At 72.1% G+C, this 22161-nt stretch carries 16 protein-coding genes and 1 riboswitch; of the genes, 2 read left to right on the top strand and 14 right to left on the bottom strand.

Annotated elements, in window-relative coordinates:
- Window positions 1-7 precede the first annotated feature (7 nt).
- Complete coding sequence (locus ABT381_RS23735; protein WP_351597815.1) at window positions 8-2539, top strand: ABC transporter permease; 2532 nt, start codon at window positions 8-10, stop codon at window positions 2537-2539.
- A 73-nt stretch (window positions 2540-2612) separates the two neighbouring features.
- Here the strand turns inward: ABT381_RS23735 and ABT381_RS23730 are convergent, their stop codons facing one another.
- The 14 genes from ABT381_RS23730 to ABT381_RS23665 all read right to left on the bottom strand — a co-directional run bounded on the left by ABT381_RS23730 (window position 2613) and on the right by ABT381_RS23665 (window position 20940).
- The gene (locus ABT381_RS23730; RefSeq protein ID WP_351597812.1) at window positions 2613-3935 is read right to left on the bottom strand and encodes a class I SAM-dependent methyltransferase; all 1323 of its coding nucleotides are present in this window, start codon (window positions 3933-3935) and stop codon (window positions 2613-2615) included.
- Window positions 3936-4204: 269 nt separating this feature from the next.
- Window positions 4205-5587, bottom strand: coding sequence for an NAD(P)/FAD-dependent oxidoreductase (locus tag ABT381_RS23725; protein WP_351597809.1), 1383 nt, complete (start codon window positions 5585-5587; stop codon window positions 4205-4207).
- 422 nt (window positions 5588-6009) lie between these two features.
- Window positions 6010-6951 (bottom strand): Ppx/GppA phosphatase family protein, encoded by a 942-nt coding sequence (locus ABT381_RS23720; protein ID WP_351597806.1) that lies wholly within the window; start codon window positions 6949-6951, stop codon window positions 6010-6012.
- A complete protein-coding gene (locus ABT381_RS23715; RefSeq protein ID WP_351597803.1) occupies window positions 6948-7493 on the bottom strand; it encodes a DUF501 domain-containing protein in 546 nt (181 codons plus the stop codon). The genes ABT381_RS23720 and ABT381_RS23715 overlap by 4 nt, the downstream gene beginning before the upstream one ends.
- Before the next feature lie 43 nt (window positions 7494-7536).
- Complete coding sequence (locus ABT381_RS23710; protein WP_351597800.1) at window positions 7537-7926, bottom strand: FtsB family cell division protein; 390 nt, start codon at window positions 7924-7926, stop codon at window positions 7537-7539.
- 117 nt (window positions 7927-8043) lie between these two features.
- A complete protein-coding gene (eno, locus tag ABT381_RS23705) occupies window positions 8044-9324 on the bottom strand; it encodes a phosphopyruvate hydratase (protein WP_351597797.1) in 1281 nt (426 codons plus the stop codon).
- A gap of 339 nt (window positions 9325-9663) precedes the next feature.
- Entirely contained in the window at window positions 9664-10353 is a 690-nt protein-coding gene (locus ABT381_RS23700) for a transglycosylase family protein (protein WP_351597794.1), read from the bottom strand.
- Window positions 10354-10356: 3 nt separating this feature from the next.
- Window positions 10357-10524: riboswitch (cyclic di-AMP (ydaO/yuaA leader) on the bottom strand.
- 275 nt (window positions 10525-10799) lie between these two features.
- The gene (locus tag ABT381_RS23695) at window positions 10800-11807 is read right to left on the bottom strand and encodes a transglycosylase family protein (protein WP_351597791.1); all 1008 of its coding nucleotides are present in this window, start codon (window positions 11805-11807) and stop codon (window positions 10800-10802) included.
- A 264-nt stretch (window positions 11808-12071) separates the two neighbouring features.
- A complete protein-coding gene (locus tag ABT381_RS23690) occupies window positions 12072-13460 on the bottom strand; it encodes a cytochrome P450 family protein (RefSeq protein ID WP_351597789.1) in 1389 nt (462 codons plus the stop codon).
- Window positions 13461-13750: 290 nt separating this feature from the next.
- Entirely contained in the window at window positions 13751-14713 is a 963-nt protein-coding gene (locus ABT381_RS23685; protein WP_351597786.1) for a nucleoside triphosphate pyrophosphohydrolase, read from the bottom strand.
- Between the two features lie 166 nt (window positions 14714-14879).
- Window positions 14880-15509: a SurA N-terminal domain-containing protein gene (locus tag ABT381_RS23680; RefSeq protein ID WP_351597783.1), complete on the bottom strand. Its 630-nt coding sequence runs from the start codon at window positions 15507-15509 to the stop codon at window positions 14880-14882.
- Window positions 15510-15785: 276 nt separating this feature from the next.
- Entirely contained in the window at window positions 15786-17612 is a 1827-nt protein-coding gene (locus ABT381_RS23675) for a serine/threonine-protein kinase (protein WP_351597780.1), read from the bottom strand.
- Entirely contained in the window at window positions 17609-18388 is a 780-nt protein-coding gene (locus tag ABT381_RS23670; RefSeq protein WP_351597778.1) for a hypothetical protein, read from the bottom strand. The genes ABT381_RS23675 and ABT381_RS23670 overlap by 4 nt, the downstream gene beginning before the upstream one ends.
- A 317-nt stretch (window positions 18389-18705) precedes the next feature.
- Window positions 18706-20940 carry an N-6 DNA methylase gene (locus tag ABT381_RS23665; protein ID WP_467754529.1) on the bottom strand — a complete coding sequence of 745 codons (2235 nt, stop codon included), beginning with the start codon at window positions 20938-20940 and terminating at the stop codon, window positions 18706-18708.
- A gap of 263 nt (window positions 20941-21203) precedes the next feature.
- On the opposite strand from ABT381_RS23665, the gene ABT381_RS23660 reads away from it, so the two are divergent.
- The gene (locus tag ABT381_RS23660) at window positions 21204-22028 is read left to right on the top strand and encodes a DUF4190 domain-containing protein (RefSeq protein WP_351597775.1); all 825 of its coding nucleotides are present in this window, start codon (window positions 21204-21206) and stop codon (window positions 22026-22028) included.
- Window positions 22029-22161: the final 133 nt, after the last annotated feature.

Below are 22161 nucleotides of genomic sequence, written 5' to 3'. Positions count from 1 at the left end.
TCCACTCATGTTCCGAACCGCCGTGCGCAACGTCCTCGCGCACAAGGCCCGGTTGCTGATGACCGTGCTCGCCGTCATGCTCGGCGTCGCCTTCGTGTCCGGCACCCTGGTCTTCACCAACACCATCTCCCAGGCCCAGCAGAGCAGCTCCGCCAAGGGCTTCGACCATGTCGACGTCGCCGTCGAGCCCGAGTCGCAGCCCGATCACGGCGACCGTCTCGCGCCGCCGCCCCAGCTGTCCGAGGCCCTGCTGAAGAAGGCCCGGCAGGTGCCCGGCGCCGACTCCGCGATCGGCTCCCTGCACGGCTTCACCGCGCTCGCCGGCAAGGACGGCAAGCTCGTCGGCACCGGCTTCTCCACCCAGGGCGGCAACTACTCGGGCGCCCACGACCCGCGCTACCCGCTCAAGACCGGCCGCGCCCCGCACGGCGCGCACGAGGTCGCGATCGACGCGAAGACCGCCGAGCGGACCGGTTACAAGGTCGGCGACACCGTCCGTGTCTCCGTCGACGGCCCGGTGCTGACCCCGAAGATCTCCGGCATCTTCACCACCGACGACGGCACCGTCGCGGCCGGCGGCTCGCTCACCCTCTTCGACACCCCCACCACCCAGCGGCTCTTCCACAAGGAAGGCGCGTACGACCGGATCGACGTCAAGGCCGCGTCCGGCGTCTCGCAGAGCGCACTCCAGGCACAGCTCAAGAAGGCGCTGCCGAAGGACCAGGCGTCCACGACCACGGCGCGGCAGCTGGCCGACGACCAGGCCGAGACGATCGCCTCGTCGATGGACAGCTTCCGGACCACGCTGCTGATGTTCGCCGGCATCGCGCTCTTCGTCGGCATCTTCATCATCGCCAACACCTTCACCATGCTGGTCGCCCAGCGCACCAAGGAGCTGGCCCTGCTGCGCGCCGTCGGCGCGTCCCGCAAGCAGGTCACCCGCTCGGTGCTCTTCGAGGCGTTCGTCGTCGGCACCATCGCCGCCGTGGCCGGGCTGGCCGTCGGCATCGGCATCGGCGCCGGGCTGCGGGCCGTCATGGGCGCGACGGGCGTGACCCTGCCCGACGGTCCGCTGGTGGTCTCGCCGGGCACCGTCGCCACCTCCCTGGCCGTCGGCATCCTGGTCACCATGCTCGCCGCCTGGCTGCCGGGCCGCCGCGCCGCCAAGATCCCGCCGGTCGCCGCGATGAACAGCGTGCACGCCACCGCCACGACCAAGTCCCTGGTACTGCGCAACACCCTCGGCGCCGTTCTCACCGGCGCGGGCATCGCCGTCGTCCTGTACGCGACGAGCGTGCAGGACATGGACTCCGGGCAGCTCCCCATGGGGCTGGGCGCCGCGCTGCTGGTGATCGGCGTCTTCGTGCTCACGCCGCTGCTCTCCCGCCCGCTGATCGCGGCCGCCGGCCCGCTGCTGCGCGCCTTCGGGATCTCCGGCAAGCTCGCCCGGCTGAACGCGGTACGCAATCCGCGCCGCACCGCCGCCACCTCCGCGGCGCTGATGATCGGCCTCACCCTGATCACCGGCATGACCGTCATCGCGGGCAGCTCACAGCAGGCGGTCGACAAGATGGCCACCTCCGCCCTGAAGGCGGACTACGTGGTCTCCATGGCGAACGGCAGCTCCCTCTCGCCCGAGGTGGAGAAGAAGCTGGACGGGGTCGACGGCGTCACCGCGGTCAGCGGCATGCGCAACGCCCCCGCCCGGATCGCCGGCTCGACCGAGTATCTGACCGGCGTCAACGGGAGCAGGATCGGCGACCTCACCGATCTCCCCGTCAAGAGCGGCGCTTTCACCGTCGGCGGCAAGAACGTCGTGGTCGACGACGCCACCGCCAAGGACAAGGGCTGGCACGCCGGCTCCGCCTTCACGGTGGCGTACGAGGACGGCAGCAAGCAGCGGCTCACCGTCGCGGGCGTCTACGAGGGCAACGAGCTGATCAGCGGCATCCTGCTGGACAGCCCGACCCTCACCCCGCACATCGCCGACCCGTCCGACATGCAGGTCATGGTGAAGACCGCGGGCGGCACCTCGGACGCCGCCCAGAGCAGGCTGACCAAGGCGCTCGGCGACAACCCGGCGATCCAGGTCCAGGACAAGCAGGACATCTCCGAGGGCATCGCCAAGTCGGTCACCCTGATGCTCAACATGCTCTACGGACTGCTGGCCATGGCCGTGATCGTCGCGGTGCTCGGCGTGATCAACACCCTCGCGATGTCGGTGTTCGAACGCTCCCAGGAGATCGGCATGCTGCGGGCGATCGGCCTGGACCGGCGTGGCATCAAGCGGATGGTCCGCCTGGAGTCCCTGGTGATCTCGCTCTTCGGCGGGGTGCTGGGCATCGGCCTCGGCGTCTTCTTCGGCTGGGCCGGCGGCAAGCTCATCGGGGACAGCCTCGGCACGTACGAGATGGTGCTGCCCTGGGGCCGGATGGCGCTCTTCCTGGCGCTCGCCGCGCTGGTCGGCGTGGCCGCCGCGCTGTGGCCCGCGCGCCGCGCCGCCCGGCTGAACATGCTGGCCGCGATCAAGGCGGAGTGACCCCGCGCGGCTGAAAGCACGGGAGCCCCGGTCCACCGGACCGGGGCTCCCGTCGGCTGCGCGGCCGGGCGGCTCAGCCCCGCCACTCCCGTGCCCGCAGCGGCATGCCGGAGGCCCCGCCCTCCGGCGTACGGACGGCGAGTACCTGGTTCACGCCGATGCGGTTGCGCTCGAAGGAGAGTGCCGAGGCCGCCATGTACAGCCGCCAGACGCGGGCCCGGCCCGGCGTCGTCAGGCGCACGGCGCGGTCCCAGTGGCGCTCCAGGTTGGCCACCCACTGGCGCAGCGTCAGCGCGTAGTGCTCGCGGATCGCCTCCACGTCGCGCACCTCGAAGCCGGCGTCCTCCAGCTGGCCGACGGTCTGCCCGACCGGGGCCAGCTCGCCGTCGGGGAAGACGTAGCGGTCGATGAACTCGTCCACGTGGTAGCTGTCCTCGTCGGCCAGCGGACGCCGCGCGATCTGGTGGTTGAGCAGCCGGCCGCCCGGCCTGAGCAGGCCGTACAGGTCGGCGGCGTACTCGGCGTACCGGTCCCGGCCGACGTGCTCGGCCATGCCGATGGAGGAGATCGCGTCGTACGGGCCGTCCTTGACCAGGCGGTAGTCCTGGACGCGGATCTCGATGCGGTCGGTGAGCCCGGCCTCGGCGACGCGCTTGCGGGCGTACGCGGCCTGCTCCTCGGAGAGGGTGACGCCGACCGCGCTCACGCCGTACTTCTGCGCGGCGTGCAGCACCATCGAGCCCCAGCCGCAGCCCACGTCCAGCAGCCGCTCGCCCTCCTTGAGGTTCAGCTTGCGGCAGATGAGGTCGAGCTTGTCGCGCTGGGCGTCCTCCAGGGTCGCCGCCCCCTCCTCGCCGGTCTCCCAGTAGGCGCAGGAGTAGACCATGGACGGGCCGAGGACCAGCTCGTAGAAGTCGTTGCCGACGTCGTAGTGGTGGCTGATGGCCTGCTTGTCGCGGCGCAGCGTGTGCAGCGGGCCGTGCGTCTTGGGCGCCTCTTCGGCGGGCGGGCGGGGCGGCAGGGGCGCGCCGGCGAGCGAGACGAGTTCACGGGCGGCGCTGCGGACCTCCGGGCGGGCCAGGGCGCGCAGCACGGCGGCGCGCTGCGGCTTGCCCTGGTCCTCCGGGCCGCGCTCCCAGATCATTTCGGCGAGACCGTCCAGGGCGGCGTAGAGGTCTCCGTCGACGTCGAGGTCGCCGGCCACCCAGGCGCGCGCCAGGCCCAGTTCGCCGGGCTTGAAGAGCAGGTGGCGCAGCGCGCGACGGTTGCGGAAGACGAGGGCCGGGGCTCCTGGCGGACCCGACTCGCTGCGGTCCCAGGCCCGGATGCGCACCGGGAGCGGGGCGCCCAGTAGCTCCTCCGCGAGCTTGGTGAGCCGTCCAGCGGCGTCGGCCATGTCGCACACCTCCGTTATTGACGAGTCGGGGCGAGATAGATTCACCCACCACGTAAACGCCTGATGGGGTCCCGGTAGTCCCGTTCGTTCGTAAGGGAACAGCAAAGCCCGGCACCGGCGCCATTGTGAATACGCCGAAGGAGCGGCTCGTACGACCGGCATGCGGACCGGCACGCGGAAACGCCGAAGGGCGCCTGCCCCACGGATGGCAGGCGCCCTTCGGCGTGTGTACTGCGTGGCTTGCCGACGCGTGGTCAGGAAGCCGGTGTTCAGGAAGCCTTGGCGGTCTTCTTGTCCTCGGCGGCGGCCGGCTTCGGCGCGGGCTTGGCGGCCTCGTAGAACTCCTCGCGGGGGTTCTCCATGGCGCCGAGCGAGACGACCTCGCGCTTGAGGAACATGCCGAGCGTCCAGTCGGCGAAGACCCGGATCTTGCGGTTGAAGGTCGGCATCGCCATGCCGTGGTACGCGCGGTGCATGTACCAGGCCAGCCGGCCCTTCAGCTTGATCTTGGTCTTGCCCAGGACGATCATCGCGACGCCCTTGTGCAGACCGAGGCCCGCGACCGCGCCCTTGTTGGCGTGGCTGTACTCCTTCTGCGGGAAGCCCCGCATGCCGGAGACCACGTTGTCGCCGAGGATCCGCGCCTGGCGCAGCGCGTGCTGGGCGTTCGGCGGGCACCAGGCGTTCTCGTTACCGGCCTTGCGGCCGACGAGGTCCGGCACCTGGGCGTTGTCGCCCGCGGCCCAGATGTAGTCGGTGCCCTGCACCTGGAGGGTGGCGGCGGTGTCGACGTGGCCGCGCGGGCCCAGCGGCAGACCGAAGCGGGACAGCGCCGGGTTCGGCTTGACGCCCGCGGTCCACACGATGGTGTTGGCGTCGACCTCGAGGCCGTTGTTCAGGACCACGTGGCCGTCCACGCAGGAGTCCATGCCGGTCTTGAGGTAGACCTCGACGCCGCGGCCTTCCAGGTGCTCCTTGCCGTAGGCGCCGAGCTTCGGGCCGACCTCGGGGAGGATCTTGTCGGCGACGTCGACCAGGAGGAAGCGCATGTCCTCGCGCTTCACGTTCGTGTAGTACTTCGCGGCGTCGCGGGCCATGTCCTCGACCTCGCCGACGGTCTCCGCGCCGGCGAAGCCGCCGCCGACGAAGACGAAGGTCAGCGCCTTGCGGCGGACCTCCTCGTCCGTCGTGGAGTCGGCCTTGTCGAGCTGCTCGAGGACGTGGTTGCGCAGGCCGATGGCCTCCTCGACGCCCTTCATCCCGATGCCGTTCTCGGCCAGGCCGGGGATCGGGAAGGTACGCGAGACCGCGCCCATCGCGATGACCAGGTAGTCGAAGGGCAGCTCGTACGCCTCGCCGACCAGCGGCGCGACGGTGGCGACCTTGCGGTCCTGGTCGATGGTCGTGACGCGGCCGGTGAGGACCTCCGCCTTGGGCAGCACACGTCGCAGCGGAACCACGACGTGGCGCGGAGAGATGCTGCCGGCCGCAGCTTCGGGGAGGAAGGGCTGGTACGTCATGTACGAGCGCGGGTCGACGACCGTGACGGTCGCCTCGCCGTACCGCATCTTCTTGAGGATGCGGCGTGCCGCGTACAGGCCTACGTACCCACCGCCTACTACGAGGATCCTGGGACGCTCCGTGGTGCTCATGTCATCGAGTATCCACCCCCACTTGGGGGGTCGCTCGTGAGGGCCTTCACAAGCATGCGGGAGGGGTCTGCTACACTCCGCGCCTTCGTGATCGACGCCATAGCGCCACCGGGGAACCACGGGGTACGGCCGAGCGTTGGACACCCCTTCTCATCAGGCGTTGCACGCCTTTGTGAGGCTGGACCACGGGCCACATAAGCGCTTCTTTAACACTGTCGAAAGCGCACATTCCAAGGGCGGCCCGCCCAAGTGAGCCCCGTACGGCGTCCCGGCGGACGGTTTGTTGGCCCAACGGGCCCTTTTTTCATGTGAAGAGTTTCACGAACTTTCTCGGCGACACGTCGCGAAGGGGCCCCGGAACGCGGGATTCGCACGCTCCGAGGCCCCTCCCGGGCACCTCTCAGAGGCCGTCAACGGCCCTCTCAGGCGAGGCTCCAGCCGATCCCGTCCAGGATGTCGTGCTCCGAGACGACGACCTCCTGAGCGCCCGTACGCTCCATGATCGAAAGCAGTACGAGGGCGCCCGCGGCGATCACGTCCACCCGGCCCGGGTGCATCACCGGGATCGCCGCGCGCTCGTCGTGCGTGGAGCCCAGCAGCGACTCGGTGATCTCCCGGACCTCGGCCAGCGGGATCCGCGAGTGGTGGATGGCGGCCGAGTCGTACTCCTCCAGGCCCAGCGCGATCGCGGCCACCGTGGTCACCGAGCCGGCCAGCCCCACCAGCGTGCGCGCCTCGCCCAGCGGGACGCTCTCGGCGGCCTGGTCCAGCGCCGCGGCGACGTCCGCCTTTATGGCGGTGATCTGGTCCGGCGTCGGCGGGTCGGTGACCTCGCCGTCGTGCACGAGGTGCCGCTCGGTCATCCGCACACAGCCGATGTCGACGGAGCGGGCGGCCCGCACGTCTTCGTCGCCCAGTACGAACTCGGTCGAGCCACCGCCGATGTCCACGACCAGGTACGGCTTGGTCAGGTCCTCGCGGCCCTTCAGCTCCTTCGTCGCGCCCGTGAAGGAGAACTCCGCCTCCTGGTCGCCGGTGATCACCTCGGGCTCGACGCCCAGGATGTCCACCACGCCGCGCACGAAGTCGTCGCGGTTCTCCGCGTCGCGCGAGGCCGAGGTCGCCACGAAGCGCACCCGCTCGGCGCCCAGCTCCTCGATGACGGCGGCGTACTCACGGCAGGCCGCGAAGGTCCGCTCCAGCGCCTCCGGGGCCAGCCGACCGGTACGGTCCACGCCCTGGCCGAGCCGGACGATCTTCATCCGCCGGTCCAGGTCCTTCAGCTCGCCCGTCTCCGGGTCGGCGTCCGCCACGAGCAGGCGGATGGAGTTCGTACCGCAGTCGATGGCCGCGACCCGGGTCACTTGGCGTCTCCTTCGTCGTCGCCGGCGCCGCACGGGCTCACGCACGGCCCCTTCTTCCACCACTCCGGCAGCATGGCGATGGCCTCGTCGCCCAGCGGGTTGACGCCGGGACCGGCCGCCAGCGAGTGGCCGACCAGGACGTGCAGGCACTTCACCCGGTCCGGCATGCCGCCGGCGCTCGGGAAGCCCTGCAGCACCTCGATGGCGTCCCGGCGGCGGATGTAGTCCTCGTGCGCCGCGCGGTAGGCGGCGGCGAGCTCCGGGTCGGTGGCCAGCCGCTCGCTCATCTCCTTCATCACGCCGTTCGCCTCCAGCGTGCCGATCGCGGAGGCCGCGCGCGGGCAGGTGAGGTAGTACAGCGTGGGGAAGGGCGTGCCGTCCTCCAGGCGCGGGGCCGTCTCGACGACGTCGGGGTTGCCGCAGGGGCAGCGGTGCGCGATGGCGCGCAGGCCGCGCGGCGGGCGGCCCAGCTGCTCCCGGAACGCCGCGACGTCCGCGTCGGTGGGCTCGGTGGGCTCGGTCTGGGGAGGCGGCGTGTCCATGCAGGCTTCTCTTGTCGTCAGGGTTGAACGGTCGGCCGCCCCATCATCCCCCGGCGGCCCTGTGGCGCGCGTCGGCGGAGTCCAGGCCGGACCAGATGGCTTCGTACCAGGGGCGCTGCACGGCACTCCGGCCGGCCTGCGGCCGGCTCGCGCCGGTGCCGTCCACGACGGTGTAACCGGTCTCGCCCGGCAGCACGTAGTGCAGGTGGCGGCGGGCCTGCTGGCGTACGTAGGCGGGGTCCTGCCAGCGGGCCTTCTCCTGGCGCAGCCGCTGCACCGCCTCCCGGGCCGTCTCGGCCTCACGGCGCTGATCGGCGATGTCCGAGCGCTGGGAGACGTACGCCCTTATCGGATACGCGAGGGCCACGACCAGCGAGCACAGCACGAGCACGAGGAGCGCGGCGCGCCCGGTGAGCCGGCTGCGGCGGAACACGGTGGCCTCCCCTGGGTGGCTGCGTACGCGACGGCGTACGTACGTCCCCGGCAACGGTACGGGACCGCTGCCGGGGACGTACGGAGGTGGGGACCATCAGCCCCCGTAGGCCAGAACTCAGCCCTTGAAACGCGGGAAGGCGCTGCGGCCCGCGTACACCGCCGCGTCGTCGAGGATCTCCTCGATGCGCAGCAGCTGGTTGTACTTGGCCACGCGCTCGGAGCGGGCCGGGGCGCCGGTCTTGATCTGGCCGCAGTTGGTGGCGACGGCCAGGTCGGCGATGGTGACGTCCTCGGTCTCGCCGGAGCGGTGCGACATCATGCACTTGAAGCCGTTGCGCTGGGCCAGCTCGACGGCGTCCAGGGTCTCGGTCAGCGAACCGATCTGGTTGACCTTGACCAGGAGGGCGTTGGCCGAGTTCTCCTCGATGCCGCGGGCCAGGCGCTCGGGGTTGGTGACGAACAGGTCGTCGCCCACCAGCTGCACCTTGGTGCCGAGCTTCTCGGTGATGACGTTCCAGCCGGCCCAGTCGTCCTCGAAGAGCGGGTCCTCGATGGAGACGAGCGGGTACGAGGCGACGAGCTCCTCGTAGTACTCGGTCATCTCGGCGGCCGAGCGGCTCTTGCCCTCGAACTCGTACACGCCGTCCTTGTAGAACTCGGAGGCGGCGACGTCCAGCGCCAGCGCGATGTCCTGGCCGGGGGCGTAGCCGGCCTCCGTGATGGCCTCCAGGATGAGGTCGAGGGCCTCACGGTTGGAGCCGAGGTTCGGGGCGAAGCCGCCCTCGTCGCCCAGGCCGGTGGCCAGGCCCTTGTTCTTCAGGACCTTCTTGAGGGTGTGGTAGACCTCGGCGCCCCAGCGCAGCGCCTCGGAGAAGGACTCCGCGCCGATCGGGGCGATCATGAACTCCTGGATGTCCACGTTGGAGTCGGCGTGCGAGCCGCCGTTCAGGATGTTCATCATCGGGACGGGCAGGACGTGCGCGTTCGGGCCACCGAGGTAGCGGAACAGCGGCAGGTCGCTGGCCTCGGACGCGGCGTGCGCGACGGCCAGCGAGACGCCCAGGATCGCGTTGGCGCCCAGGGAGCCCTTGTTGTCGGTGGCGTCCAGGTCGAACATCGCCTGGTCGATGAGGCGCTGCTCGGTGGCGTCGTAGCCGACCAGCTCGGGGCCGATCTGCTCGATGACGGCCAGCACGGCCTTCTCGACGCCCTTGCCGAGGTAACGGTTCGGGTCGCCGTCACGCAGCTCGATGGCCTCGAAGGCGCCGGTGGAGGCGCCCGACGGCACGGCCGCGCGGCCGGTGCTGCCGTCGTCGAGGCCGACCTCGACCTCGACCGTGGGGTTGCCTCGCGAGTCGAGGATCTCGCGAGCTACGACGACGTCGATCGACGGCACGTTGTCTCCTTCGTGGGTTTCTGGAGTTCTGCAGCACGAGCCTAACGGCCCACGGCTCCTACGCCTGCCCCTAGCCCCGTCTGTGAGACGAAAAAGGACCCAAAGGCCCGCAATACGGGAGGTAGCGTCCGCATTTTGTAGCGGACGTACCGGGCAAAACGGTCCGTACGCATCTGAGCGGCGGCCCGCCCGGATGCCGGTGCACTGCCCCGCCGCGCCAACGCGAAAGCCCCGCCGTGGCGCGCTCGGGGGGACGCGTCGCGGCGGGGCGGTCTCACGGGGCGGCTCTCACGCCTGCCGGGTACCGGCTCGGACGTTGAGGTGCCGGCCTGTACCGGCTCAGACGTTGAGCTTCTGGCCGGGGAAGATCAGGTTCGGGTTGCCGCCGACGACCGACTTGTTCTTCGCGTAGACGGTCTTCCAGTCGGCGCCGTGCGCCTTGGCGATCTTGCCCAGGGTGTCGCCGGACTTCACGGTGTAGTTGCCGTGGCCGGTCACCGGCTTCGGGTCGGCCTTGGGCTGCACGGGCTGCGGCTGCGGCGCGGCCTGCTGCTTCGGGGCCTGCTGCTGCGGCGCGGCCTGCTGCTTCGGCGCCTCCTGCTTCGGGGCGGCCTGCTGCTGGACCTGGCCGGAGCCACCGGTGTTCACCTGCGCGGACGGGCCACCGGCGGTCAGGCCGCCGGCACCGGCGCAGCCCCAGGCACCCGGGCCCTGCATGGCGAGCAGCTTCTCGGCGGTGGCGATCTGCTGGTCCTTGGTGGCCAGGTCGGCGCGCGGGGCGTACTTGGTGCCACCCGCGGCGGCCCAGGAGCTGTTGTTGAACTGCAGGCCGCCGTAGTAGCCGTTGCCGGTGTTGATCGACCAGTTGCCACCGGACTCGCACTGGGCGACCTTGTCCCAGGTGGCGACCGAGGCGGCGTTGGCGGAACCGGCGGCCATCAGCGGGACGGCCACGGCGGCGCCTGCGACACCGGCGAGCGTGGCGACACGGACGGCCTTCGAGGGGCGGCGGTGCTTGCCCTTGAGCATGTTGTTCTCCCTCACCGACGCCTGCGAGGTGAGCTGTCGGGTTCGGGCTGTGAGTGGCCCGGCCGGATGCGCTGTCGCACATCCGGCTTCACCCCAAGCCGGCCGCTGCGTTTCCGCTGCGTACGGCACTTACCTTGGGTCCCCCGCTCCTGCCTACGGCGCTTGCGCGACGGTTGTCCGACCGATCACCGGCAGGATTCGGCGAATGATCGGCGGGCTCGCTTGGTGCGAGCGGTGAAGAACGTAAACACACACCCCTCGGCGGTTCAAACCACCTTTTCGCAGGACACTTTGCGGTTTTCGATCACCGGTGGCATCCGTTTGCGCAGGTCGAACACGGTATGGAAAGAACGGACAGGGCGGACGGAATACCTCGGGACGAGACCCATGTCTCACTTTCCCCAAATGGGGGCAACCATCCCGCACTTACGCCGTGCGGCCCGCGGTCACTGGCCGAGGTCGAGGCGCTGACCTGGCTGAATAAGGTCCGGATCAGCTCCGACGACACCCTCGTTGGCGTCGTAGAGGCCGGCCCACCCCTCGGCCAGCCCGTGCTCCTCCGCGATCGCGGAGAGGCTGTCGCCCGGCCGCACTGTGTACACGCCGTCGCCCTCCCCGGTACCGCGGTGGGCGTCACCGCCGCGCGAGGCGTGCCGCCCCTCGGGACGCCCGTCCTTGCCGTCGTCGGTACCGCCGCGGTGCCGGCCGGTACCGGGCGCGGAGGCGCCGCCGTCGGACGACGCGGGCGGCTCGGTGGCCCCCTCGGAGGGCTGCGCGGAGTCCGAGGGCTCGGTCGACGGAGCGGTCGACGGGTCGGTGGTGGGGTCGGCCGACGGGTCGGCGGTGGGCTGCTCGGAGGCGCCTTCGGAGGGCCGCGCGTCACCGGAGTCCGTGCCGTCGCCGGACGGCGTGGCGGAGGGCGTGGCCGACGGCTCGTCGGTGGCACCATCCGTGGCGCCGTCCGTGGCGCCGCCCGACGGCTGGGTGTCGCCGGAGTCGCTGCCGCTCGCGGAGCCGTCGTCGGAGGGCTGCGGCGCGGGCGTCTGCGTGCTGCCCGGGTCCACGTCGGGTATCAGCCCGTCCAGGTCGAGGCCGGCGTTCACCGAGCAGCTGGGCCAGGCATCCGGGCCGCGGTCGTTCAGTACCGACTCGGCGACCGCGATCTGCTGGGCGCGGCTGGCCAGGTCCGGACGCTCGGCGTAGGACTCGCCGCCGTAGTCCTTCCACATCTGCAGGGTCAGCTGCAGCCCGCCGTAGTAGCCGTTGCCGGAGTTGGCGCTCCAGGTGCCGCCGCTCTCGCACAGCGCGACGCGGTCCCAGGTGGCGGTGTCGGCGGCCTGGGCCCCGCCCGCCGTCAGCAGCGGCAGGGCCAGCCCGGCCCCCGTGACGGAGGCCGCCACCAGGAGGGCGGGAGCCTGACGGGGGCGGCGGTGTCTACCGTTGCCGGAGCGCATGCGAGTGCCTTTCGAGCGGCGGCTTGAGTTGTCGCACGCAAGGTAGCGGGGGCCCGGTCCGGTCTCAACCCGGTGTAGCGGAGATCACGCGTAGATCACGCTGCTGACGCCAGGTCAGTTCGTCTCGACCCGGGCACCCTTGGCGCATTCCGGTACGTCCGCGATTTCCCGTTCTGACGGGCCGTCGGAAGCGGGCGCCCGCCCCGCCCGGGACGATGCGCTATGCGCCTTTTGCGCGCCGGACGGCACGCCCTCCGGAACGACTTACTCCGCGCTTTCCGGAATAGCCGGATCCGCGTCTTGCGGAGCGATCGATTCCGGGCCTTGCGGGGTGGCTGGCTCCGCGCCTCTCGGGGTGGTCGGCTCCGCGCTTCCCCGTACGTCCGCCGCGCCCTCCGGCGTGAACTCCACCGGCAGCGCCCGCAGCCCGCGCATGATGAGGCCGCCGCGCCACCGCAGGTCATCGGGGGCGGCGGCCAGCCGGAGGTCGGGCAGCCGGGTCAGCAGGGTCGCCAGCGCGGCACGGCCTTCGAGGCGGGCGAGTGGCGCGCCCAGGCAGTAGTGGATGCCGTGCCCGTACCCGAGATGCTGGTTGTCGCGGCGCCCGAGATCCAGGGTGTCCGGCTCCTCGAACCGCTCCGGATCCCGGTCGGCGGCCGCCAGTACCACCAGTACCGGGTCCCCCGCGGCAATCGACTGCCCGCCGATCGTCAGCTGCTGCGTCGCGAACCGCCAGGTCGCCAGCTCCACCGGACCGTCATAGCGCAGCAGTTCCTCGATGCCGGTCGCGAGCAGCTCCTCGTCGCCCGCGGCCAGCGCGGCCTGCAGCCGCGCCCGCTGCTCCGGGTTGCGCAGCAGCGCGTACGTACCGTTCCCGATCAGATTGACCGTCGTCTCGAACCCGGCGAACAGGAGGATGAAGGCCATCGCCGCGGCTTCGTTCTCGGTGAGGTGCTCGCCGTGGTCGGAGGCGCGGATAAGGGCCGAGATCAGGTCCTCGTCCTCGGACTCCACCGCCGCCAGCGACTCCCGCTTGCGGTGGATCAGATCGGCCAGATATGCCCGCATCTTCTTCACCGACCGGGCGACCCCGCCCCGCGGCCCGCCGCCGTGCCGGATCATCATCCCGGCCCAGTCCCGGAAGTCGTCCTGGTCCTCGCGCGGCACGCCCAGCAGGTCGCAGATCGCGTAGATGGGGAGCGGGAAGGCGAACTCGTGGATGAGGTCGGCCTCGCCGCGCCCGGCGAAGCCGTCGATCAGCTGGTCGGTCAGCTCCTGTACGCGCGGCGCGAAGCGCGCCACCGTACGCGGCGTGAACGCCTTGGAGACGAGGCGGCGCAACCGGGTGTGGTCCGGCGGGTCGATGTTGAGCAGGTGCGTCATCAGGTTCGCGCTGCGCTCGCCGGGGATGCCGACCTTGCCCTTGCCGTGCGCGGCCTCGCTGTGGTGCTGGGGGTTCTTGGAGAGCCGCGGGTCGGCCAGCGCCTCGCGCGCGTCCGCGTACCGGGTGACCAGCCACGCCTCGACCCCGCTGGGCAGTTCCGTCCTGCGCACCGGCGCGTGCTCCCGCATCCAGGCGTACGCGGGGTACGGATCGGCGGCGAACTCCCAGGTGAAGAGTTCAGGGCAGGCGGAAGCGGTGGTGTCGTGCACCCCTCGACCGTAACCGGTTTTCCACAGGGCCCGGTCACTGTCAGTGGCGGGCAGTAGCGTCTGTGAGAGTGCGGTGGAGGTGGGGGAGGGGGCTTTCGCCGTTGTCCTCGATGGTTTGTGGGCGGGGAGTCTCCGAGTCTCTGTGGACGGGGGGCCTCCGAGTCTCTGTGGTCGGGGAGTCCCCGACTCTCTGCGGACGGGGAGAGGGAGGGGCCCTGCCAGGAAACGGCTGGACGGGAGCGGCCCCGCCAGGAAACGGCTAGACAGCAGGGCCCCCGCCACCGAAACGGCTAGACCGCTCGCTCCGCCGCCACGATCGCGTCCCGGTATGTACGGGCCGCGGCCCGCAGCGCCGTCTCCGGGTCGGTGCCCTCCGCCTGGGCCCGTACGGCCAGCGCCAGCAGCTCGTACCCGATGCCCTCGCCCGCGACCGGCACGTCGAGGCCGGCCGTACGGGCCCGGGAGGCCAGCTTCGCGGCCAGTGCCAGGGCCGGCTGCCCCAGCGGCACGCCCTCCGTCACCGACTCGCGCTGCTTCTCGATGGCCTTCGTCCGCAGCCAGTGCGCCTTGACGTCCTCCGGCGTCGCCGCCTCCTCGTCACCGAAGACGTGCGGGTGCCGGTGGATCAGCTTGTCGACAATGCCGCCCGCGACGTCGTCGATCGAGAACGGCTCGTCGGGGTCGTCCTGGGCGATCCGGGAGTGGAAGACGACCTGGAGCAGGACGTCGCCCAGCTCCTCGGCGAGCGCCTCCCGGTCGCCCTCCTCGATCGCCTCGACCAGTTCGTACGCCTCTTCCAGGCCGTACTTCGCCAGGTCCTCGTGGGTACGGATGCCGCTCCACGGGCACGCGACGCGGATCTGGTCCATGACCTGTACGAGGTCCAGCAGCCGGGCGCCCGGCAGATCGTACGAACCGGGCAGCAGCTCCAGGTCGGGCATGGCCTCGCGGCCCGACCCGGCGAGCCGGGCCAGCCCGTCGGTCAGCGCGCTCTCGCCGTCGGCGGAGGTCAGCACGACCGCCGTACGGCCGCCGGCCACGCAGTGGTCGACCAACTCGCGGGCGGTGGGCTCCGCGATCTCGACCGCGATGCCCGCCTCGGCGAGGTACGGCAGCTGCGGGTGGTCCGGGTCGGTGCACAGCACGCGGTCGGCGCCGCGCAGCGTCTGCCACGCGGGCCAGGACAGCAGGCCGGGTGCGACCCGGTGGCTGGTGGTGAGCAGGACCAGGCGGCCGGTGGCGGAAGCGTTCACCCGTCGAACGTAACGCACGGCGGTCGCGGAACGGGCGGCAGGCCGCCCCATACGGCGGGCGCCTCACGGGCGGCGGACGCCTCACGGGCGGCGGACGCCTCACGGGCGGCGGACGCCTGACGGGCGGCAGGCCGGGCGCATGCCGTACCTGCCGCCCGTCCCGGCATCACACCCGCTGCTTCTGCTCCGTCCGCACCCACGGGGTCTTCGCCTCGCCGAGCATGACCTGGCGGTCGTTCCACTTGCCGAAGCGCGGGTTCACATCGATACCGAGGTCGCGCGAGGTCTTGGCCAGCGCCTGGGCCAGCTTCTGCTGGCCCTGCGGCGACTGCCGGTTCACGCCCAGCTTCTTCGCGATCCCGTCCATCAGGATCTGATTGCGCACCACGCCGTCGATCTCGCGCGGCGCGATGGCCTGCTGCAGCCACATCGTCTTCAGCCGGTCGGCGCCACCGGCCTGCCGCTCGGCAGCGGTCCGCCACTTCTGCACGTCGGACCGGCTGGCCTCGACGCCGGCGTCCTTCGCGCTGCGCGCCAGTACGCGGTCGAAGATCATGCTGTTGAGCGTGGCCAGGCTGAGCCGGCCGGTGTTCTCGATGAGCTGCGCGCCCTGCGGGGCGCCTTCCTGGGCGGTACGAACGTTCTTCACCCGCGCCTGGAGCTGCGCCACGGTGATCCGCTCGCCTCCCACGACGGCCGCGGCACCTGGGTGCGCGTCGCTGCCGCAGGCGGACAGGAGCGGGGCCGCCACGATCGCGGCGGCGGAAACGGAGAGCGCAGTCCTACGGCGGAGCATTCGGCCTCCCGGCGAAGATCATGAACGACTGCGGAGGCCTTCCTCAGCACCTCGCGTGCGTATCAGTCCTGGCGTTGATCGATGGTATGGAGTCCGCGCGGCGCGGACCAGCAATTCGACCAACGATTGCGGCACTTTTGTGTTTCGTACCCGGGAGGCGGCGGGGCGGCACGCCGGCTCCGGGCGCGGCACGGCCCGGGACTCGGCGGAGCGGCGGTGTGGCGGGGCGGCTCGGCGGAGCGGCGGTGTGGCGGGGCGGCTCGGCCGGGCGTCCGCTCAGCGGACGCGGGCCAGCCACTCCAGCGTCCGGCGCACCTCCGCGGGAAAGGCGTGATGCGCACCGTGCACCCGCTCCGCGTCGTACAGCAGCCGGGCCAGCGTCTCCTGCGCCGCACCGCGCTCGCCGAGCGCGAGCAACAAGTGGCCGATGGAACGCCGAATCTCCAACGGCCGTACCGGGTCGTCGGGCGCCGCCTCGAAGTGCGGCAGCAGCGTGCGGTACTCCTCCAGGGCCGCCGCGGCCTCGCCCAGCTGCTCCAGGCACTGCGCCGCCTCGAAACGGAACTGGAGCGCCTGCCGGGCCGCCCGCGGACCGGACCCGCGCGCGAACTCCTCGGCCAGCAGTCGCAGTTCCGGCAGCGCACGCCGGTACTGCCCGTCGTCCATCAGCGTGGCCGCGTACTGCTTGCGCAGAGTACGGACGACCGGTGAGTGCTCACCGTGCCGCGCGGCGGCGGTTGGCAGGATGCCGCCCAGGATGTCGACGGCCTGCGTGATCCGCCCGTGGTCCAGCAGCCGCTTGACCTCATCAACGGCAGCCGCGACGTCCAGCCCTAGGGGGGCGGGGGCGGAAGACGGCGCGGGGGTCGGCGTACGAGGGTCCGTACCCGACGGTGCGAGCCCCGGCGGTACGGGCATCGATGAGCCCGGAACGTGCGCTACGGCAACGGCCGGTACGGGCATGGGCGGTACGGGCATGGGCGGTACGGGCACGGCTGGTGCAGCCGGTGCTCGTACATCTGCCAACGATCCAGCCATCACCGGTACGGCCGTCACCGCGGGCCCGGGGGCAGGGGCGGGGGCGGGGGCGGGACCGGGGCCGGGGGCGCCCGGCGCTCCCGCGCGGCGCGGCCACGGCGCATGCGGCAGCAGAAACGGCCGGGTCGGATCCATAGGCACCCCCGGCAGCGGCATCCCGTGCCCTCCGGCAACACCGGCCGTCATCCCTGCCCCCGCGCCTTCTCCCCCTTCCCCTCTTCCGGAGCCGGCGTGCGGGAGCAGCGGGGCCAGCGCCTGGTACACCTCCTGCGCGTCGGCCGGGCGGTGTTCCGGGTCCTTGGCCAGCAGCCGCAGCACCAGCGCTTCCAGCGCCTCGGGCACGTCGGGGCGCAACTGCCGCACCGGCACCGGCATTTCGTACAGATGCCGGTGCAGCACACCCAGCGCCGTCGACCCGGCGAACGGCACGGACCCGCTGAGCAGTTCGTGCAGCAGCACGCCGAGCGCGTACAGGTCGGTGTACGGGCCGACCGTCCCGCCCATGGCCTGTTCGGGCGCCATGTAGGCGGGGCTGCCGATGGGCGAGCCGGTGTGGGTGAGACGGGTGGTGTCGGTGTCCAGCGCGGAGGCGATGCCGAGGTCCAGGACGGTGACCGTGCCGTCCGCCTTGACCATGACGTTCCGCGGCTTCAGGTCGCGATGCACGATCGGCACCGCGTGCACGGACGCCAGCACCGCGCACAGTTGCGCCGCCACGCACACGGCCCAGGTCCACGGATAGGGGTCGTGCTCGGCGAGGTGGTCGGCGAGGTCGGCCCCCTCTACGTACTGCATGACCAGGAAAAGGTCGTCCCCGTCGCTGCCCGCGTCGTGCACGGTGACCAGGCCGGGGTGATCGACCTGCGCGGTCACCCGGCACTCGCGCGCGAAACGGTGGCGCAGCTCCTCGGCGTCGGGCGCGCCGGCCAGCCGGTCGGGGCGGAGCAGCTTGACGCCGACCCGGCGGTCCAGGCGCCGGTCGTACGCGATCCACACCTGGCCCATGCCGCCCTGGCCGAGCAGCGCGGAGAGTTCGTACCGCTCGGCGATGACTCTGCCGTTCACCGCCCTTCCTCCTGGTGGTGGCCGTTGCCCCCGGCGCTCTCCCCGTCGTTGGCACCCCGGCGGAGGTACTCGCTGAGCTCGTCCAGCTCGGCACGCACCCGCTCAATACGCTGCGGCCGCGGCTGGGGCTGGACCGCAGGCGGCTGCGGCTGCGGCTGCGCCATGGGCGGTTGGGGCTGCAACTGGGTGGCGTACGGGTTCGCCATGGCGCCGGCTCCGGATATGAAGGGATAGGGCCCGGGCCGGCCACCGGACATCGTGCCCTGCTCATACATCGAACCGCTGCCGTACGCGCCAGGGCCACCAGCGCCGCCAGGACTCCGAGGGCTCCCAGGACTCCCAGGGCCGCCGTACCCGACCGGGCCTCCGTATCCGCCGTACCCCTCGGGGCCCGCGTACGCCCCCGGAGTACGGCCGGGAGCGCCGTACCCCGCGAAAGAACGGGCATGAGCCCGGGCACGGATGTCGACCACGAGGTAGTACGCGACGGCACCGGCCATCTGGAGCAGGATCAGGGCCAGCGCAACGTCCCCTCGCCAGTCGCTCTCGGGCACCGAACCGACCACGGCCAGCAGCGGGATGGCCAGCGCCGCGTCCACGCCGAAGATCCACCAGCCCACCGGCCGCCGGTGCACCAGCGCGGCGCGCAGCAACGTCACCCAGGCGAGCAACCCGAGGCTGAGCACGGCGATCGCCACGAAGACCACCCGCAGCAGCACGACCGTGCCCGGCTTGAGGAGGCGGGGCGGTGGCGGAGCCGGGGCGGGGCCGTGCATTGCTGCTCCTGGTCGGTATGGCCGTCGTGGCGGTTTTTTTCGAGCGTATATACCGACACTGACAACACCGCCTGGGTTGTACGGAACCACATCCCGGTCCGGTCACAGCCGCCCCTGCGCGCACCGACCACCGGCGGCGGCACACCGACCACGGGCGGCGGCGCGAGGAACGACGGGCGGCGGGCGACGGGCGACGGGCGACGGCTCAGCGAGCGACGGGCGGCGGGCGGCAGCGCGGCGAGCGTCCTCCGCTCCCCCTCCGCTCCCCCGCGGGTCACCGGCCCCGGCGGCTCACCGCCCTCTCTCCCCCTGCCGGATCACCCCGGCGATATGGACCCGTCCGTCAGCCCGTCGTACAGGCCCTGCGCCAACCTCTCGCCCAGCCGGGCCGACTCGCGCAGCGCTTCCTCGAAGGCGGCGAGCGCCCGGAAGTGTTCGCCGTAACCGCGCTGCTCGGCCGGGGGCAGCCGGGGCAGTTGGAGGCGGCGGACGTCGAGCCGGGTGGCGGTGGAGGCGTAGCTGCTGGCCTGGCGGTTGTTGGCGGTGCCGCGCAGGAACCCGGCGAGGAACCAGGGGTCCAGCGCGGACGGGTCCGGCCGCAGCAGGAAGAGGTTGCGGCCGAGGGCAGCGCCCTCACTGGCGGCATCGACGACCCGGGCGATGGCGCCGCCGCCCAGCACCGGCACGACGACATCGCCCGCTTGGAGAAGGACGGGATCCTCGGGGGCGTCCCCGGTGGCCGGTTCGGGAAGCGTGCCGGACGGCGGGGTGCCGCCGATGACGTCGTGCTCGGTGAGCTGGACGGGGCCCTCGCCGAGGGCGGCCGTGCCGGGCCCGCCGGCCCGCAGCAGCAGCGCGCCGGCCCGGGCCAGCTCGCCGACGGTGGTCAGCGGCCAGCGGGCGGGCGCCGCCCGGCCGGCGGGCGCGGGGGCCGGGGCGAGGTCGGTGGTACGGGCGAGGGCGGCGGTCAGCTCCTCGTGAGCGCGGGCCAGTTCGGCGGGACCACCTCCCGCCGCGGGCGGCGGGAGGTGCCGGGCCGGGGCGAGGTCGACGTCGTCATCCAGCAGATCGATGGCGGCCAGCGAGCGCCGCACGCCCGGCCGTTCCTCGATGCCGCCCTCGTGGTCGAAGGCCCGCCAGGCGTCCAGGACGGTGGCGCGCACGGTCTGCCAGTCGAGCTTGTCCCGCCCGCCCGGGGCGAGTTCGGCGGTGTCGACGACCAGGAGGTGAGGTGCGGGCGGCGGGGCGCTGCCCGGCCGGTGCAGCACCCACAGGTGCAGCGGGATGCCGTACGGCGGGGCGGCGCCGGCGGGCAGCGCGATGACGGCCCGCAGCGCGCCGCGGCGCAGCAGGTCGGCGCGGATCCGGCGGCCGGAACGGCGGGAGGCGGCGGCGGGCGGCATGAGCAGGACAGCCGTACCGCCGGTCTTGAGGCGGGCCAGCGCATGCTGCACCCAGGCCAGCTCCGATTCCGTACGGGCCGGGAAGCCGTACTCCCAGCGGGGGTCGTAGGCCAGGGTGTCGTGGCCCCAGTTGCGCTCATTGAAGGGCGGGTGGGTGAGGACGGCGTCGACCGCGAGGTCGGGGAAGGCGTCGTCGCGCAGGGTGTCGGCGGCCTGGATCCGGACCTGGGTCTCCGGCGAACGCAGGGCCAGGCGCAGGGCGGTGAGCGCGGCGAGATCGGCGTCGGCCTCCTGCCCGTAGAGCGCGACGGGCCCCGGCCGCGCCTGAGGATCCGGCCCGTCCCCGTCTCCGACCCCGACCCCTTCTCCCTGCGCCCTTTCCTCGGCGTGCTCCTCTCCCTTGGGCCCGCCCTTGGCGATCGGCGCTTCCGCGAGAGGCGGCTCCTGCGCGGGGTACAGCAGGGTGCCGGTGCCGGCGGCGGGGTCCAGGACGGCGGCGGCGGGGCCGGCCAGCTCGGCCATGAGGGCGGCGAGGCCGGGCGGGGTGAGGGTGTACTGCCGGGGGTTGGCGTCCAGATGGCGGCCGAGCAGGAACTCGTACGCATACGGAGCGCCTTCCGCGTCCTCCGCGAGCTCGGCGGCTGCCCGGACGAGGGCGCTGGACGGGGCGAGGGTCTCGCGGGTGAGGCCGGTGACGGGATGGGCAGGGCCGAGCCGGGCGGTGAGGACGGCGTCGAGCGCGGGCGGCAGCAGACCGGTCAGCTCGGTGTCGTCGTCGGCCCGGGCGAGTCCGCGCCAGACGGCGGGGCGGTCGCGGACGAGGAGGAGGACGGAGCCGACGTGCCGCAGGGCCGTGGCGGCGCCGGCCGGGTGGCCCGCGACCTGCTGCCACACCCGCTCGCGCAGCGGGACTTCGGCGAGCTTGCCCTGGTCGCGCAGCCACTGCTCGACGGCGGTCAGCGCGAAGGCGGGGCTGGCCTCCGTGCCTCCCACGGGCTTGGGGAAGTCGGCGTGCCGGCGGCGCCAGTTGCTGACCGCGGCCCGGCCCACGCCGGCCAGACGCGCGATGCCCGCAGCGGTCACCTCCGCCGCGACCGCGGCTTCCACCGCGGTCTGCGCTGGGGTCTCCGGTGTTGCGTTCTCCGGCACCTGACTGGCTCCCGTCCGATCGCTCCGTCGCGTCTGTGTCGCCTGTGTCAGCGAGCATACCCACGACACAGCCTCAAACCCCTTCACGCCGTGAATTAACTCTTTCACGTGAACGGTGTTGACTCGGTTCACAGCCTCTGCTGTTATTGAACCATCGCAACACCAGCTCCACCTTTCTCGACTTTCTCCTTGTTCTTCTCCTCTCTCTTTCTTCAGGTCGTTTCGTCAGAACCGATCGAGACTCCCGGAAGGGACCCACAGCCATGTCCCAGCAGATGCAGTTCCCGCCCGGCGCCCCGGTTCCGACGGGTGGCCCGGCTCCGCAGGCCGCGCGCAACGGCCTGGGCATCGCGGCCCTCGTGCTCGGCGTGATCGGGGTCCTGTCCGGTCTGATACCGCTCATGTTCTGGTTCGCCGGCACGCTCGGCGTGCTGGCCCTGATCTTCGGCCTGGTCGGCCGCGGCCGCGCCAAGCGCGGTCAGGCCACCAATAAGGGGGTCGCGCTGGCGGGCGTGCTGCTGGCCGTCGCCTCGCTGATCCTGTCGGTGGTCGGCGCGGTCATCACCTTCACCGCGGTCAAGGACACGGTCGACGAGATCAACAAGTCGCTGGAGACCTCCACCGCGCAGCCCAAGGGCGGCGGTTCGGAGGGCGAGGACGCGGCCGACACGGGCGGCGGCTCGAAGGGCAAGACGGGCGAGGCGCTGCACGCCGGCGACACCGCCGAGTACGACACGGGGCTGAGCGTCACGGTGTCCAAGGCGACGGCGTACACCGTCGGCGAGTTCGCCGTCGGCCACAAGGAGGGCAAGAAGGCTTACAAGGTCACGGTGCAGGTGCAGAACAAGGGCAAGGAGAAGTTCGACAGCACCCTGACCCTGGTCGAGGCGCGCGCCGGCAAGGACGGCAAGGCCACGGAGCAGATATTCGACGGCACGGTCGGCGAGGGCTTCAACGGCAAGATTCTGCCGGGCAAGAGCGCGAGTGTGGAGTTCGCCTTCGACACGCCGGCGGCGGCGAAGAACCTCGACGTCGAGGTGACGCCGGGCCTGGACCACGAGGCGTCCCAGTGGGACCTGGGTCTGTGACCCGCCCCTGACCACCGGCACCGTGCCCGGCCGGCCGTCACCGGCCGACGGGCACGGCTGCCGTCTCCCGCGCGCCGGGCGGCCGGCCCTGTCGCCTCGGGCAGCCGGCCCGGTCGCCTCGGGCAGCCAGCCC

Origin of the sequence: Streptomyces sp. NPDC000151 (genome assembly GCF_040301705.1) — a bacterium.
In the GTDB taxonomy this organism is placed as follows: domain Bacteria; phylum Actinomycetota; class Actinomycetes; order Streptomycetales; family Streptomycetaceae; genus Streptomyces.
Note: the sequence above shows the minus strand (reverse complement) of the source record. Positions and strands in the feature narration are given on the sequence as shown.